At 30.6% G+C, this 14,002-nt stretch carries 15 protein-coding genes, 2 tRNA genes, 2 pseudogenes and 1 riboswitch; of the genes and pseudogenes, 1 reads left to right on the plus strand and 18 read right to left on the minus strand.

Annotated features, from left to right (window positions below):
- Window positions 1-6: 6 nt before the first annotated feature.
- From cobA to JJC03_RS18395, 13 genes and pseudogenes are all read right to left on the minus strand, one after another.
- Window positions 7-794 (minus strand): annotated as a pseudogene (gene cobA / locus JJC03_RS16055) (uroporphyrinogen-III C-methyltransferase).
- A 3-nt stretch (window positions 795-797) separates the two neighbouring features.
- Window positions 798-1,628 (minus strand): NAD(P)-binding domain-containing protein, encoded by an 831-nt coding sequence (locus JJC03_RS16065; protein ID WP_088399341.1) that lies wholly within the window; start codon window positions 1,626-1,628, stop codon window positions 798-800.
- A complete protein-coding gene (locus JJC03_RS16070; RefSeq protein WP_088399339.1) occupies window positions 1,628-2,431 on the minus strand; it encodes a HoxN/HupN/NixA family nickel/cobalt transporter in 804 nt (267 codons plus the stop codon). The genes JJC03_RS16065 and JJC03_RS16070 overlap by 1 nt, the downstream gene beginning before the upstream one ends.
- Before the next feature lie 18 nt (window positions 2,432-2,449).
- Entirely contained in the window at window positions 2,450-3,544 is a 1,095-nt protein-coding gene (locus JJC03_RS16075; protein WP_235873688.1) for a TonB-dependent receptor domain-containing protein, read from the minus strand.
- Window positions 3,541-3,870, minus strand: coding sequence for a hypothetical protein (locus JJC03_RS16080; protein WP_235873689.1), 330 nt, complete (start codon window positions 3,868-3,870; stop codon window positions 3,541-3,543). The genes JJC03_RS16075 and JJC03_RS16080 overlap by 4 nt, the downstream gene beginning before the upstream one ends.
- Window positions 3,857-4,405: a TonB-dependent receptor plug domain-containing protein gene (locus JJC03_RS16085; protein ID WP_235873690.1), complete on the minus strand. Its 549-nt coding sequence runs from the start codon at window positions 4,403-4,405 to the stop codon at window positions 3,857-3,859. Before JJC03_RS16085 ends, JJC03_RS16080 begins: the two co-directional genes overlap by 14 nt.
- A complete protein-coding gene (locus tag JJC03_RS16090) occupies window positions 4,405-5,070 on the minus strand; it encodes a carboxypeptidase-like regulatory domain-containing protein (RefSeq protein ID WP_235873691.1) in 666 nt (221 codons plus the stop codon). The genes JJC03_RS16085 and JJC03_RS16090 overlap by 1 nt, the downstream gene beginning before the upstream one ends.
- Window positions 5,071-5,183: 113 nt before the next feature.
- Window positions 5,184-5,383: riboswitch (cobalamin riboswitch) on the minus strand.
- Window positions 5,384-5,544: 161 nt separating this feature from the next.
- A pseudogene (gene cbiB / locus JJC03_RS16095) lies at window positions 5,545-6,494 on the minus strand (adenosylcobinamide-phosphate synthase CbiB).
- Window positions 6,479-7,501: a pyridoxal phosphate-dependent aminotransferase gene (locus JJC03_RS16100; protein WP_235873692.1), complete on the minus strand. Its 1,023-nt coding sequence runs from the start codon at window positions 7,499-7,501 to the stop codon at window positions 6,479-6,481. Before JJC03_RS16100 ends, cbiB begins: the two are co-directional and overlap by 16 nt.
- A complete protein-coding gene (locus JJC03_RS18385) occupies window positions 7,498-8,307 on the minus strand; it encodes a cobyric acid synthase (protein ID WP_258931993.1) in 810 nt (269 codons plus the stop codon). Before JJC03_RS18385 ends, JJC03_RS16100 begins: the two co-directional genes overlap by 4 nt.
- Window positions 8,308-8,333: 26 nt before the next feature.
- The gene (locus JJC03_RS18390) at window positions 8,334-8,978 is read right to left on the minus strand and encodes a cobyric acid synthase (RefSeq protein ID WP_258931994.1); all 645 of its coding nucleotides are present in this window, start codon (window positions 8,976-8,978) and stop codon (window positions 8,334-8,336) included.
- 5 nt (window positions 8,979-8,983) lie between these two features.
- Window positions 8,984-9,646 (minus strand): GHMP family kinase ATP-binding protein, encoded by a 663-nt coding sequence (locus JJC03_RS16110; protein ID WP_374226271.1) that lies wholly within the window; start codon window positions 9,644-9,646, stop codon window positions 8,984-8,986.
- A complete protein-coding gene (locus JJC03_RS18395; protein ID WP_258931996.1) occupies window positions 9,529-9,828 on the minus strand; it encodes a hypothetical protein in 300 nt (99 codons plus the stop codon). Before JJC03_RS18395 ends, JJC03_RS16110 begins: the two co-directional genes overlap by 118 nt.
- A gap of 62 nt (window positions 9,829-9,890) precedes the next feature.
- On the opposite strand from JJC03_RS18395, the gene JJC03_RS16115 reads away from it, so the two are divergent.
- Entirely contained in the window at window positions 9,891-11,219 is a 1,329-nt protein-coding gene (locus tag JJC03_RS16115) for a cobyrinic acid a,c-diamide synthase CobB (RefSeq protein ID WP_235873693.1), read from the plus strand.
- A gap of 128 nt (window positions 11,220-11,347) precedes the next feature.
- On the opposite strand, the gene JJC03_RS16120 is transcribed toward JJC03_RS16115, so the two are convergent.
- From JJC03_RS16120 to JJC03_RS16140, 5 genes are all read right to left on the minus strand, one after another.
- Window positions 11,348-11,423 (minus strand) — tRNA-His (locus tag JJC03_RS16120).
- A 37-nt stretch (window positions 11,424-11,460) separates the two neighbouring features.
- Window positions 11,461-11,537, minus strand: a tRNA-His gene (locus JJC03_RS16125).
- Window positions 11,538-11,623: 86 nt separating this feature from the next.
- The gene (bshB1, locus tag JJC03_RS16130) at window positions 11,624-12,340 is read right to left on the minus strand and encodes a bacillithiol biosynthesis deacetylase BshB1 (RefSeq protein ID WP_088399325.1); all 717 of its coding nucleotides are present in this window, start codon (window positions 12,338-12,340) and stop codon (window positions 11,624-11,626) included.
- A 14-nt stretch (window positions 12,341-12,354) separates the two neighbouring features.
- Window positions 12,355-13,383, minus strand: coding sequence for a chorismate-binding protein (locus tag JJC03_RS16135; RefSeq protein WP_088399323.1), 1,029 nt, complete (start codon window positions 13,381-13,383; stop codon window positions 12,355-12,357).
- A gap of 82 nt (window positions 13,384-13,465) precedes the next feature.
- Complete coding sequence (locus tag JJC03_RS16140) at window positions 13,466-13,894, minus strand: PaaI family thioesterase (RefSeq protein WP_088399321.1); 429 nt, start codon at window positions 13,892-13,894, stop codon at window positions 13,466-13,468.
- Window positions 13,895-14,002 lie beyond the last annotated feature (108 nt).

A 14,002-nucleotide genomic window follows, 5' to 3' on the forward strand; every position in this document is an offset into this window, starting at 1 on the left:
TCCTTTTTAGCATTCATTTTCTTCTATAATTTTAATCGGATTACTATCTATAGGAAAAGCATATTTTCCTACTATAAACACTACAGGCATAGGAACTGTTTCTAATTTTAATTTTTGTTCCATTTCATCTAAAGTTCCGCTAAAAATTGTTTCTTCTTCTTGAGAAACTTTAGAAACTGCCGAAATGTAAAGTATTTCATGAGGTGTAATTTTCTTAAAAGTTGCAATCACTTCTTTTAAATTTTTATACCCCATGTACATAATGAGTGTAGTTCCTGTTTTGAGCATATTCGCTAATGCTTCTAATTGCTCAAAATCGTAAGTAGCTGTATGCCCTGTACAAAATAATACAGAGTTTGTTTTGTTACGTTCTGTAAGTGGAATATGTTGCGAGTTAGCCGCTGCTATTCCTGAGGTAATTCCAGGTACTACTTCAAAAGAAATTGCATTTTGGGTTAAAAAACGAATTTCTTCCGCTACTCTACCATAAATAAAGGAATCACCTGACTTAAGACGTACAATTTTTTTCCTTCTTTTGCATACTTAATAAAAAGTTCATGTATGGTATCTTGTCGTTCCATAGCGTCTTGCACATCACCATATTTTCTACCTACATATATTTTTTGAGCATGAGTTGAAGCTAAATCTAAAATTTCTGTTGAGATTAAATTATCATATAATATCACTTCTGCTTCTTGAATGCGTTTTACAGCTTTTACAGTAAGCAATTCAGCATCGCCAGGTCCTGCACCCACAATACTTATGGTCTTTTCTTTTTTATTTTGTAAATCCATATACTACTCTTCATTTAATAGATCCAACGGATTAGGATATTTAAACTGATAGTTTAATCGTGTTTTTAACTTTTCTGAATTAATAATTTTATATGTCAAATTTTGAGTGGTAGCAAATGTAGGCTTTTCTAACCCAATTTTTTCAGCTGCTAGTTCGTAATATTCTCTTCTTTTAGGATGTATATCTGTACTTGCATTAAATAATTCGCCCCAAATTTCTTTTTCTATAATGTTTTCAATAATAGCGATACAATCATCTTGATGAATTACATTTATAGGTGCCTCACCATTTTCTACCTCTTTCTTACCTGCTAAAAAACGTCCTGGCATACGATCATAGCCAATTAATCCTGAAAAACGGACTATCGTAGTTTCAAATTGAGTTTGTTCGAGTAACATTTTTTCTACTAAAAGCAATGCTTTTCCGCTCTCTTTTTCAGGTAATTGTAACTCTGTTTCAGTCACAACTCCATTAGTATCAGGATATACAGAAGTAGAGCTTATAAAAAGCACTTTTTTAATATTACTTTTCAAAATTTCAGATAATAATTGCTCTATCTGACCTGTGTGAAAAGCAATAACATCTGCTCTTCGCTTAGGCGGGAAATTAATAATTAAAATATCAGAATCTAGAAAATTTACTATTTCTGGACCTTCAATAGCGGTATTAGTTATTGAAATAAGATAAGGTTGAACTCCTTTTTCTTTTAGTAAAGTTATTTTATCATAACTGGTTGTAGAACCATTTACGTAAAAACCTTTTTTCACTAAATTTTCGGCTAAAGGTAAACCTAACCAACCGCAACCTAATATACTTATTTTTTGTCTTTTCATTAGTTTTCTTTTATTCTTTTTTGAGAGCGAAGATACAAATCAAAATATAGTAAAAGAATGATTCCAAGAAATCCTAAACCTACTATATTGTTTTGCAAATCATTTAATTCTAAACTAGGATTAAAAACAGTGGTTAATTTATAAATAGGAATAATAAAACACATTACTGTAATAAGTATATTTAATTTAAAACGATGTTTTTGAATATTTGTACGATCAAATGTTTTTAATAGTTTACTCAATAAATAGGAATCAATGGTTCCTGTAAACATTAACCCAATAGAAAAAATAAATCCTCCTATAACTGAGAATAACCAATGATGGGTTCCAGAAACAGCCAAGCCAAAAGCTGCTATTTGGGAAGAGGTATCAAATATAAATCCAAAAACTACTCCTGTTATAAAGACTGTAATGGGACTTAAGTTTTTATCTAAAAATTTAGGTATAAGATATTTTTTTAAACTAAGAGAATTGGTTGGTTTAAATTTTAATAATGAAATTATATTACTTACTCCCATTACAAATAATAAGAACATAGGTAACCAATTAAGTAAAAAATCAACTGAAGAAGGAACTTCGAAATTATTCTTTAAATAGCTTAATGCTAAAGCTATTAAAGTAACCATAACACCATGTCCTAAAGTAAATAGCGTTCCAACCCATCTAGACCAAGAATTTTTATTTTCATGTAAGCGATACGTATAATTATCAATTACAGTAATATGATCTGGATCTAAGCCGTGTCGTAAACCTAAAATAAATAGGATTAATAAAGCCGATAAATTATTATTAAGTAGTTCCATTGTTTTTATTATCTAAGATTAAAAGAAATAGGAAAAGCTGGCTTTTACAAAAAAAGGAGTCCCTGGTGTATTATGAAAATCCATAACAGGTTCTACTTCATTTTTTAATTGTGATTTGTCATAAAACTGTGCTTCATCCCATTTAATATTTAATATATTTTCAGTAGAAAGACTAACTTCATATTTAGGTTTAGTATATCTGATCACTAAATCTGCTATGGTATAGGGTTTAGAAAATACAGATCCATCTTCAATAGCAGGGCGTTTACCCATAAAACGATAGCGTAAACTAGCATTAATCCCATTTTCTAATTTTAGCGTTAATCCTCCGGTTGAATTCCATCTAGTATTTAAAGGAATAAAATTTTCTTCTTTTGGAGCATCTCTCAAAAAACTATAGGCGTAATTTAGATTAGTATCTGCCCATAGAAAATCTGCAAATTGAATTTTTAAAGACGCATCTATTCCGTATTTTCTAGTTCGACCTAAATTTTCAAAGCTTCCATCATCTGAAACAAATTTAAATTCTGAACCACTGTCTGTCCACCAAGACGTAAAGCTAAAGATAGATTTTTTATACAATTTTATAATAAAACCCAAATCAAGACTTTCAGATTGAGGAACAGGATTATCAGCTACAGGATCTTTACTAACGGCTGTATGTACATAATTAGAATGAAATCCTATACCCCATTTTGTAAATACTGTAAAATTAGTAGTAGGATTAAAATATAATTGTGCTTTTGGATTGAAACGATAAACCTTTTTTCTACCAGAGTTATCATTGTTCATTTTATCATTTAAATAAAAATCAAAAAGTTCATTTCTAAAACCTAATTTAAGAGACCATTTTGGTGCAAACTGCCAATCTTCATCTAAATAAAAACTATAATTAGTAATTGCTAAATGATCGTTTGCTGCTTTACTTAAAAATCCTCTTCTTAAAACATAATCTCTACCTAATCCTAAAATGTCAGTTCGGGTAACTAATCCTGCTTCAGAGGATAATTTTGTTGAACTTATATTATCTAATCTACTGTAAGTACTTTTAAAACCGAATAAATCTCTTTTTTCCCATTGTAATATTTCATCTCCATTAATAGGATCATTCATAAAAAGGTAAAATTTGAAAATAAGTCAAAAATATTTTTAGAGTAATATAATTGATTTTTCCAAGACTGATTTTCACTGAATTTAGTATCTAAAATTATATTTGCATTAATTCTTGACGCTATTCCTCCTTCAGAATCATCTAAAGAACCATATCTAGATAGCAAACCCTTTTCTATTGCTCGTAAAGGTAATTGACCAGAAGCATTCCAACTACTAGAAAAATACGATCCTGACAACAATAATGAAGTTTTTTCTGTTAATTGGGCATTATATCTTCCAAAAAAATTAAAACGTTTAAATTTTAATTTACTTTCAAAAAAAACCATCTGTATAATTGTATTCTGATGCAAAATAAGCATTGTCATTCCATTTTGAAACTAAATGTTTTTGATCTAAAACTTGTATCATAGCTAAAGCTCTTTGGGTATTAAACAAGCCTGATTCAAGCTTGATCATATTTTTTTCTAAACGATATTTAGAATTAAATTGGGCTGCTCCTGCTACGGAAAAATCACCAAGACTTGCTTCATAAGGTCCTTTAAAAAAATTAGCTGAACCTATAGTTTCAGGAATCATAAAGTGCATATCTGCATATCCTTGACCATGTGCATGAGAAGGCATATTTGCAGGTATTCCATCCATTTGAATAGAAAAATCAGTTCCGTGATCATTATCTATTCCTCTAACAAAAATTTGTTCTGCTTTTCCTCCTCCAGCATGTTGTGCAATAAATAGCCCTGGAACGGCTCTTAGTAAATCTTGAGCTGATTTTATAGGTTGTAATTGTAAGCTTATTTGATCTATTTTATTTTCTTGTTTTTTAATAGATGAAGCTGAAATAACTAATTCCGCCAAGTTCATCACATTATGCAACAAGGTAATATTAAGCGTTTTTTGTTCGTTTTTTTAAAATTAAGGTTTAAATTAAGCGAATTATATCCCATGTGAGAAATAATAATTGTCTTAGCTCCTTCTGAAATAGATTCTATTTTATAAGCTCCATTTTCTTGTGATATGGTACTTTGACCTGATTCTTTTATTCTTATAGTGGCTCCTTCTATTTTATTTTGATTCGTTGCATCTATAACATAACCACTAATAGTACTTTGTGATTGTAAAGTAGGAGATAAAAATAGTAGTAACGAAAAACAAATTATATTAAATAATCTTGTTAGTATATGAGTTTTATTTTTTTTAGGTATAAGTTGTTCAATCGTATTACTTGAAGAAAAAAGCAAGTGATCATTTAGTTTCGTATTTTTTAAAATATGAGTAGTAACTAAATCATTTGAAGTTTGAACATTCATTTCCTTATACCAAGTATTTTCAGGTTGAATATTTATGATAGGGCCTTTTTTACAAAAACCTTGACACTTGGTTCTAATCGTATGAATTTCTTCATTAAGTGCTTGTTCTGTTAGACTTTTTCGGAGTGTTTGAATATTTTCTTCTGCTCCATTATCAGTACAACAAGTACCATTACATAAATAAATGATTTTTTTAATCTTTGATAGATCCTTTGACATGTTAATTTTTTTTTTCGTTAATAATCCCGTTAACTGATTATTAGCGACCATAGAAAAAGGACGTGTGAAATAAGGGAAGCATTACATTCACTCGTTAGCCTTTACTCCGAAAGCCGCGAATCAATGCAAAGGCAGGTCTTCTGACTTGTTCTAATTATAACGCCTTCCCGTTTTCTTTTTAAATGAAAATAGTGGCCTTTTGTTATAATCTTTTTTTAGAACTTACAGCAGCGGGTACTGTCCCAGATTTACACTGGATTCCCTTTTAATAAAGCTGTCCTAAAAGTCCGCAATCTTGTCATTTCGACCAAAGGGAGAAATGACATAATATTGATTATGAGACTCCTCCTAACGTCGGAGTGACAAACTGTGTGTTGATTTTTGACTTTTTGGACAGCCTCAACCATTTGCGGGTACGAAAATACAAAAAAGCAGAGCGTTTTTTATAAAAAACTTATTTCTACTGAAGTATTATCAAAAACAACCTAAAACTATACCGTTTATTATCAATATGACAACAATAGCAAGAAAAGTAACGGAATGATTTATACAACTTACTCTTTTTATTTCAGAATGTGCAATAGTTCTAGGATTTGTTCCAATAAATGGTTTATCAACTATTTTTCCGTGATAGGTATTAGGTCCTCCAAAACGGCAATTCATAATTCCTGCTAAGGCGGCTTCCGGATAACCTGAATTAGGACTGGCGTGTTGCTTTCCAAATTTCAATACAAAAAAAAATAAATCAAGTTTTCCACTAATTACAATCATCAAAAAAGCAGTGAATCGAGCTGGAATATAATTTGCAACATCATCTAATCGAGCAGCAAATTTTCCAAAATAGAAATATTTATCACTCTTGTAGCCTATCATTGAGTCTAAGGTGTTTATCATTTTATAAACCATCATAAAAGGCAATCCGCCTAGAGCGTAATAAAAGAGAGGGGCAATAACACCATCGCTCAAGTTTTCTGATAAGGTTTCAAAAACGGCAATTCGTATTTGATTTTCAGTTAGTGATGTAGTATCTCTTCCTACTATCCAAGCTAATCGTTTTCTTCCTGCCTCTAATCCTTTTTCTTGTAGGGTAGTAAACACTTCCTTTCCTTCTTGAAGAAGACTTTTATTGGCTAGACCATAAAAACAAAAACGGTGGTAAAAAGTATATAATACAGCGGATGAAGTGCAAACAACAAATTAGAAATAAAATAAAAAAAAGTAAAAACGGCAGTGCATAACAACAGGGTTAGTGCCACTCCTTTTGCTATTCTAAAACTCCCTTTATTTAAAATACCTTCGCCAAAATAAATAAGATTCCCAAAAAGCCGAATAGGATGTGGCAACTTTCTTGGATCTCCTAAAAGTAGGTCGAATAAATACCCCAACAGCAACGGAATTGAAAATAAAATTACAGCATTGTCCATTGGCAAATTGTATCAATTAATAATTGGTTTTCCAAAGGTTTTTGAGTCGCTACTCGAAAATAGTGTGCAGACAGTCCTCTAAAGTTACTGGCATCACGAATGAGTAATTGATGATTATGCAAGAGGTATTCTTTTAAATTAGAAGCCGTTTTTAGTTGGGTTTTACACAAGAAAAAATTAGTATTTGTAGGATAGACTTCTATATGTTCAATTTGTTGTAAAGCATTGTAAAAATGAGCTGTATCGGTCATTAATTTTTCTATGGGTAATAACAACTTTGATGCGTTTTTTACAATATATTTCCCTGCTTCGATGGCAAATGTATTAACAGACCAAGGCATTTTATTTTTTTCTATGGCTTGTATATTTTGGCTTTGACTAATAATATAACCCAATCGTAAACCTGGAATAGCATACGTTTTTGTTAACGATTTTACTATTACTAAGTTTGAAAAATTGGTAATTTCATCGATCATAGAAATTGGATGGGTCGTAAAATCAACATAAGCTTCATCAATAACAAAGAGGGTTTCTGGATTATTTTGTAACAACGAAGAAAGAACGTTTTTAGAAAGCAACAAGCCCGTAGGATTATTTGGGTTTCCTAAAAACAGAGCATCAGTAGCAAACCGACTCGTTTCGGTGATTTCTGACCAATTGACAAAATTTAATGACAGGTTATGAATTTGGCAAGCATCATTGTATTCTGCAAACGACGGAATTATAATAGTAGCCGATTTCTTTTGTAAAAAATGAGCCAGTAAATAAAAGGCTTCGGTAGCTCCATTAGTCACTATAATTTGTTGCGGTTCCAACCGATGCCATTTCGCTAATTCATTTTGTAGCGATTCGGCATTAGCTTCTGGATAACGAGCAATATTGTCCCATTGTAACATAAGGTGTTCTTGCAAGCCTTTAGGTGGTCCATCATAAAAAACATTGGAACTAAAATTTACTTTTATTTTTCCGTTAAATAAATACCCATCATCACCGTGTCCTAAAATCATATTTCTGTCTGTTTAAGAACGTTATAAATATATTCGATATCTATATGCTCTCTTAAATGCTGAGCTAATAAATCGTATTGCTCTTCTTTAAAAGTTTTATAATCAAAAGAAGTTGCTACTACTTCTTTTTTTGTTTGCGAAAGTAAATCTTGAATTACTATTTCGTTATCCAAAATACCGTGAATATACGTACCCCAACAAGTATCTGATAGATAATAGCCTTCCTTGTTATCATTATCAAAACAGTTAAGATCAAATCCCTCATTTTCCATAGTCGAAATCCCCATATGTATTTCATACCCTTCACATATTTCGGGGTATTTTTTAAATTGAAATTGTACCTGTCGGGTGGTTTTTTCTGAGCTAAGCACTGTTTTTATAGGTAGTATGCCTAATCCTGACATACTTTCGACTGTTCCTTCTATATGATTAGGATCTTCCACAATTTGTCCCATCATTTGGTAACCGCCACAAATTCCTATAACTGTTTTGTTATTTTTATACGCTTTAATAATGGCTTTGGCAACGCCATTATTTTTAATATCAATCAAATCAGAAATGGTGTTTTTACTCCCTGGAAGAATTACAATATCGGCTTTTTCTATTTCCGAAGGATCTTTTGTATAAAATAGATTTACATTTTCTTGACGTTCCAGCACATTAAAATCGGTGTAATTAGATAATCTATTCAGTAAAATAACGGCAATATTTATTTTATCATCAACTGTAGCGAAACGTTTATGTTGGAGTCCTACTGAATCTTCTTCTTCTATATAAATATCCCCTCGATAAGGTACAACGCCCACCACAGGAATACCACAAAGCTCCTCTATTATTTTTTTCCTTCTTCAAAAAGTCGTGCATCTCCACGAAATTTATTAATGATAATTCCTTTTATTAAAACTTTTTCTTCGGGTGTTAATAATGCTATACTTCCATAAACACTAGCAAATACACCCCCTCTATCAATATCTGCAATTAAAAAAGTCATTGCATTAGCATATTTTGCCATACGCATATTGGTAATATCTCTATGTTTTAGATTTAGTTCGGATATGCTTCCTGCTCCTTCTAACACAATAGGGTTGTATTTTTCACTCAATCGATCATAAGCCGCTTGAGCTTCTTTGAGCAATTCCATTTTATCATTCCCCATAAAATAATCAAACGCAGATTGATTCCCTAAAGGCTTACCATTTAAAACCACCTGTGAACTTTTATCGTTTGTAGGTTTTAATAAAACAGGATTCATATCAGTACTACAAGCTATGCCACAAGCCTCTGCTTGAACCGCCTGCGCACGACCTATCTCAAGTCCGTCTGGAGTAGCAAAACTATTAAGCGACATATTTTGCGACTTAAAAGGGGCTGGTGTATAACCGTCTTGTTTAAAAATACGGCAAAATCCAGTATTAATGATACTTTTACCTACATCAGAGGCTGTACCAACAAACATTATAGGACGTAACTTTTGCATAAATTTTATTCAATAATTAGCTTTGTGTGCCAATGTTTAGCTACTAAATCGCTAACTTCTTTTTCGATCGATTCTAAACGATAGGGTTCTATGAGTAACCCCATATATGTTCCACTATGCGCTACAAATAAACCACAATTATTTGCTAAGGCAAAATGGTATAATACATCAAATTTATTTTTAGGCAAAATAGCTTGATTAATAACTGCACTTCGTGTAACACATTCAAAAAATGTTGTATAATACCCTCTTTCCATACTTATTTTTAAGTTATAATAAAGCTTTTTAAACTCTTCTACTTGATTTTCAGAATATTTTCTATCTCGTGATATTTTAACAGTATCAACATCTTTATCAGGATCTGAATCAAAATACAACATAACATAAGGAATAACATGAAGGTTTTCTATAATTTCACCTGATTTTTGATTAAACAATAAAGAATTTTGATCTAGGCAAGGATCAGTAGGATCTATTTGAGATGCTATTTTATAAAGAAAAGAATTTGTGTAATGTGTTTTATACAATTGATTCAAAGCTAACAAAAGACTTAATATATCCGTTGAACTAGAAGATAATCCTTTACCTTCTTCAAAGTTTCGGTCTTGATAAAAGTATATCGGATTAATAAGAGTCCTTTTTTTTCTTTTATTAATGTATGAAATAATTCTAATGCTTGTCTAGATTTAAAATCTAAGATTGTTTCATTATCTATAGGATTTATACTTACAATAGTATTGGTTTTAAATATTTTAGAAGACTTATTGCTTACTAAAAATGGTTGATTCATATCAAAGACCCCTTGTATGAGCTCCCCCACTTTAGCGTAAGTAGTAATCTTAATTGTCATTTTCTGTTTCTTTATAAGGTTACAAAGATAAAAATTGGGAATTGATTTTTATCTTTGAAATTATGAAACCACAATTTCTTATAGCAGCACCCTCTAGTAATTCTGGAAAAACGACCATTACTTTAGGTTTATTACGATTATTAAAAAATCAAGGATATAAAGTCCAACCGTTCAAATGTGGACCTGATTATATTGATACAAAACACCACACAAAAGCAGCGTGTCAAATAAGTATTAATTTAGATACTTATATGATGGGTGAAAAGCATGTTAAATCATTATATAATGAATATAATAAAGATGCTGATGTTTCTATCATTGAAGGAGTAATGGGACTTTTTGATGGTGCTAATCGTATGCAAGGAAGTAGTGCTGAAATAGCTATTTTACTGAATATTCCCGTTATTTTAGTAGTTAATGCTAAATCTATAGCCTATAGCATAGCTCCGTTATTATTTGGACTAAAGCATTTTAATCCAAATATAACAATTGCTGGAGTCATCTTTAATTTTGTAAATACAGAAAGTCATTATTCATTTTTAAAAGATGCTTGTGATGATGTAGGTATTGAAGCTTTGGGATATATTCCTTCTAATTCAGAAATAGCAATCCCTTCTCGCCATCTAGGATTGTTTATATCCCCAGAAAATGATTATGAATCAATAATAGAAAATGCAGCTAGGCACTTAGCAAAATTTATTGATATAAATCGTATCTTAAGTATTTGTAATACAAATATTTCTAATGTTCCTATTGAAAAAAAATTAATAAACTTAAAAACAACAAAATCATCTTTTTCAAAAAATTATACTATAGCAGTAGCAAATGATGATGCTTTCAATTTTACTTATTTTGAAAATATAAAAGCTTTAAAAAACATTGGAAAAGTTATCTATTTTAGCCCTCTAAATGATAAAAAAATGCCTAATGCTGATATCCTCTATTTAGCTGGGGGTTATCCTGAATTATATTTAGAAAACTTAACTGTGAATACTTCTATGCGCCAATCTATTTTAAATTTTTGTTCTAATGGAGGAAGAGTAATAGCAGAATGTGGTGGTATGATGTACTTAGGTAATCAAATTATTAATAATGAAGGAGTTGAATATTCAATGGTAGGTTTTTTACCTATAAAAACATCAATGGAAAAAGCTAAACTTTCTTTAGGATATAGGGAGGTACAACTTGATAATAAAATTATTAAAGGACATGAATTTCACTATTCTAAAGTTATTGAAGAAAATAACATCTTAAGTATAGGAAAGGTTTTTAATGCTAAAGGAACAGAAGTAACTACTCCTATTTATAAATTAAAGAATGTTATAGCATCTTATATTCATTTTTACTGGGGCAATTCTAATATTATAACTAATACTTTTTTTGAGTTATAACTGACTATATGATTAAAGTAAAAATTTAATATGATTTATTTTAATATTTCAAGAATTAGGAGTTTATCTTTTTAGAGAAATATTAAAATAAAAAAATCCCGCTCTAAGAGCGGGACTTTAAAAAACTAGGGTGAATGATGGGTCTCGAACCCACGACCTTCGGAACCACAATCCGACGCTCTAACCAACTGAGCTACAATCACCATTATATATCTTTTTAAAAAACGCTGTAAGCGTTACTTGGGGTGAATGATGGGTCTCGAACCCACGACCTTCGGAACCACAATCCGACGCTCTAACCAACTGAGCTACAATCACCATTTTTACACAACACCAATCACTTCCGTATTGCGAGTGCAAATATACTACAAAAGTTTAGTTTTGCAAACAATTTTATTAAAAAATTATAACAAATTATCTAAAGTACTGACAGCCAAACATCTTTCTACTGTAAATCCTTCAGCATAATTTGTTCCTATTAATCTTCCTAAATCCTGTGCTCGATACTGAACGCTATCTAAAAAGTTTTTTGAGGTTATAGGAGTTTCTGGTTCTGATGAATTAGGGTCATAAAATTGAGATGAATAAGCTAAAATAGATTGCATTTTTAATTCCATAAACCCTGAAATATCAACAGCAAAATCTGGTTTTATATTCATCCATTGTATATAATGGTATACTTGCTTAGGACGCCAAGCTTCTTGAAACTGCCCCTCTAACTCTGTCTTTATTTTTTGTAATCCTGATAAAAAACAAGCATCAGACACTAAATTACTTCCTTTTGGATGATCTATATGCCTGTCTTCAACAGCATTACACAATACTATTTCAGGTTTATATTTACGAATCATTTTTATAACTTCTATTTGATGGTATTCATCATTCTTAAAAAAACCATCTCTAAAGTTTAAATTCTCTCGTATTTGTATTTTTAAAATTTGAGCTGATTTTGAAGCTTCTAAATCTCTAATTTCAGCTGTACCACGTGTACCTAGCTCTCCTCTCGTTAAATCTACTACACCTACTTTTTTACCTAAACTAACTTCTTTTGCCAAAGTTCCTGCACAACCTAATTCTACATCATCAGGATGAGCACCGAATGCTAATATATCTAATTTCATTATTTGAATTATTATTATTTAGAATTGTTTATAATTACTCGCATAGTTTTACTCTTATTGAGCGTTTCGTACCATTCTAACTCAGGATTACTACCTATTGTAACTCCACATCCCATGAATAAATTTATTTTTTTTTCTGAAACCTTCATACATCTTAAATTAACATATAAATCAGTTGATTTTTCATTTGTACTAAAATCAAAATTTAATTCTCCAAAAAATCCAGTATAAAACTCTCGATCATATCCTTCTGATTTTTCTATGAAAGCTTTTGCTAAATTCTTTGGTGCTCCACATACTGCTGGAGTTGGATGTAAGACATTTATAAGTTGTTTTAAAACAGTAGTATTAATAAATCCTTTAATATCTGTTCTTAGATGAAATAAATTTCCTGCTTTACTTGTATAAGCTTCTGAAACATGAAGATCATCAACTATAGTCTCTAATTCGTTTTTTATAAAATCAGTTACAAATTGTTGTTCTTTCTTCTCTTTATCACCCCATACCACATTATATTGCTCATTTTTAAAAACTTGAGTCCCCGCTAAAGCCATAGTTTGGAACTCATTTTTTTTAATACTAAATAATTTTTCTGGAGTTGCCCCCATCCATAATCCAATCTTTGGATGATACCAAGCATAACATAAAGCAGAAGGGTATTTAAAAAGGATATTTTCAAAAGTTTCAAATAAATTAAAATCATCTATTTGAACCTCTTCTGTCCTTGAAAGTACTACTTTGTGAAAAACACCAGCATCTATGGTTTGTATCCCATTTTGAACTAACTCCATAAAACGTTGTTTTTGCACTTGATCTTCTAAAATATTAGCATCTAATTCTTGTATTTGATGATCAAAATAAACGGAGTTGTATTTTATTTCAGATTTTTCCAATGGAAAAATTATAGGCACTCCACTAAAAGGAGCAAAAACAAAGGCTTCTTCTACAAAATCTTCTGTAAAATAAATATGATCGTTTTCTTGAAAAATCCCTACTAATGTTTTCGTATTAGGTTTACGATATACAACAAATGGTAAATTCATTTTTTGTTGAATTCTCACCCTTTCAAATATGCTTTTCATTTAATTTTATTACTTAGTTGAAACACTACCCCAAAAAAACAAACTACTGCTCTCTTCTAGGTAATATCATATTTGTTAGTTTACATAATGAGATCAACGATTTATTTTCATCTTCAACTCTTATTTCCCATAAATGCAAAGATCTTCCTTTATGAAGTAATTTAGCTGTTGCAGTTACCATTCCTGTCCTTTTACTTTTTAAATGATTAGCAGATATTTCTATACCTCTGACCTCCTGTTTATCTAGATTTATAAACATCAATGATGCTGCACTTCCTACACTTTCAGCTAAAGCTACAGTAGCCCCACCATGCAACAATCCCATTGGTTGGTGTACACTACTGTCTACAGGCATTTTAGCTACAAGATAATCTTCTCCCGCATCTATAAACTCTATTTTTAAAGTTTGCATCAATGTATTTTGACACAAAACATTGCATTTTTCAACAAATTTTTCTTTATCAAGTATCATATTAATAAAATAATATCCTATCAAAAGTACAAAATTAGCATTAAAAGATATTGAGAGGATAAAAAAACAATATTTTACATTTTTATTTTCAGTATTTTTATACCAAAT

The sequence above is a fragment of the Flavobacterium oreochromis genome, assembly GCF_019565455.1.
GTDB lineage: Bacteria > Bacteroidota > Bacteroidia > Flavobacteriales > Flavobacteriaceae > Flavobacterium > Flavobacterium oreochromis.

Bases quoted from the DNA above. Each gene is read 5' to 3' on its own strand.
- JJC03_RS16140 (WP_088399321.1), bottom strand. From the start codon at position 13,894: ATGATACTTGATAAAGAAAAATTTGTTGAAAAATGCAATGTTTTGTGT.
- JJC03_RS16070 (WP_088399339.1), bottom strand. From the start codon at position 2,431: ATGGAACTACTTAATAATAATTTATCGGCTTTATTAATCCTATTTATT.
- JJC03_RS16080 (WP_235873689.1), bottom strand. From the start codon at position 3,870: ATGGTTTTTTTTGAAAGTAAATTAAAATTTAAACGTTTTAATTTTTTT.
- JJC03_RS18390 (WP_258931994.1), bottom strand. From the start codon at position 8,978: ATGCAAAAGTTACGTCCTATAATGTTTGTTGGTACAGCCTCTGATGTA.
- JJC03_RS16090 (WP_235873691.1), bottom strand. From the start codon at position 5,070: ATGTCAAAGGATCTATCAAAGATTAAAAAAATCATTTATTTATGTAAT.
- JJC03_RS16100 (WP_235873692.1), bottom strand. From the start codon at position 7,501: ATGATTTTAGGACACGGTGATGATGGGTATTTATTTAACGGAAAAATA.
- JJC03_RS16075 (WP_235873688.1), bottom strand. From the start codon at position 3,544: ATGAATGATCCTATTAATGGAGATGAAATATTACAATGGGAAAAAAGA.
- JJC03_RS16065 (WP_088399341.1), bottom strand. From the start codon at position 1,628: ATGAAAAGACAAAAAATAAGTATATTAGGTTGCGGTTGGTTAGGTTTA.
- bshB1 (WP_088399325.1), bottom strand. From the start codon at position 12,340: ATGAAATTAGATATATTAGCATTCGGTGCTCATCCTGATGATGTAGAA.
- JJC03_RS16085 (WP_235873690.1), bottom strand. From the start codon at position 4,405: ATGAACTTGGCGGAATTAGTTATTTCAGCTTCATCTATTAAAAAACAA.
- JJC03_RS18395 (WP_258931996.1), bottom strand. From the start codon at position 9,828: ATGACAATTAAGATTACTACTTACGCTAAAGTGGGGGAGCTCATACAA.
- JJC03_RS16135 (WP_088399323.1), bottom strand. From the start codon at position 13,383: ATGAATTTACCATTTGTTGTATATCGTAAACCTAATACGAAAACATTA.
- JJC03_RS16115 (WP_235873693.1), top strand. From the start codon at position 9,891: ATGAAACCACAATTTCTTATAGCAGCACCCTCTAGTAATTCTGGAAAA.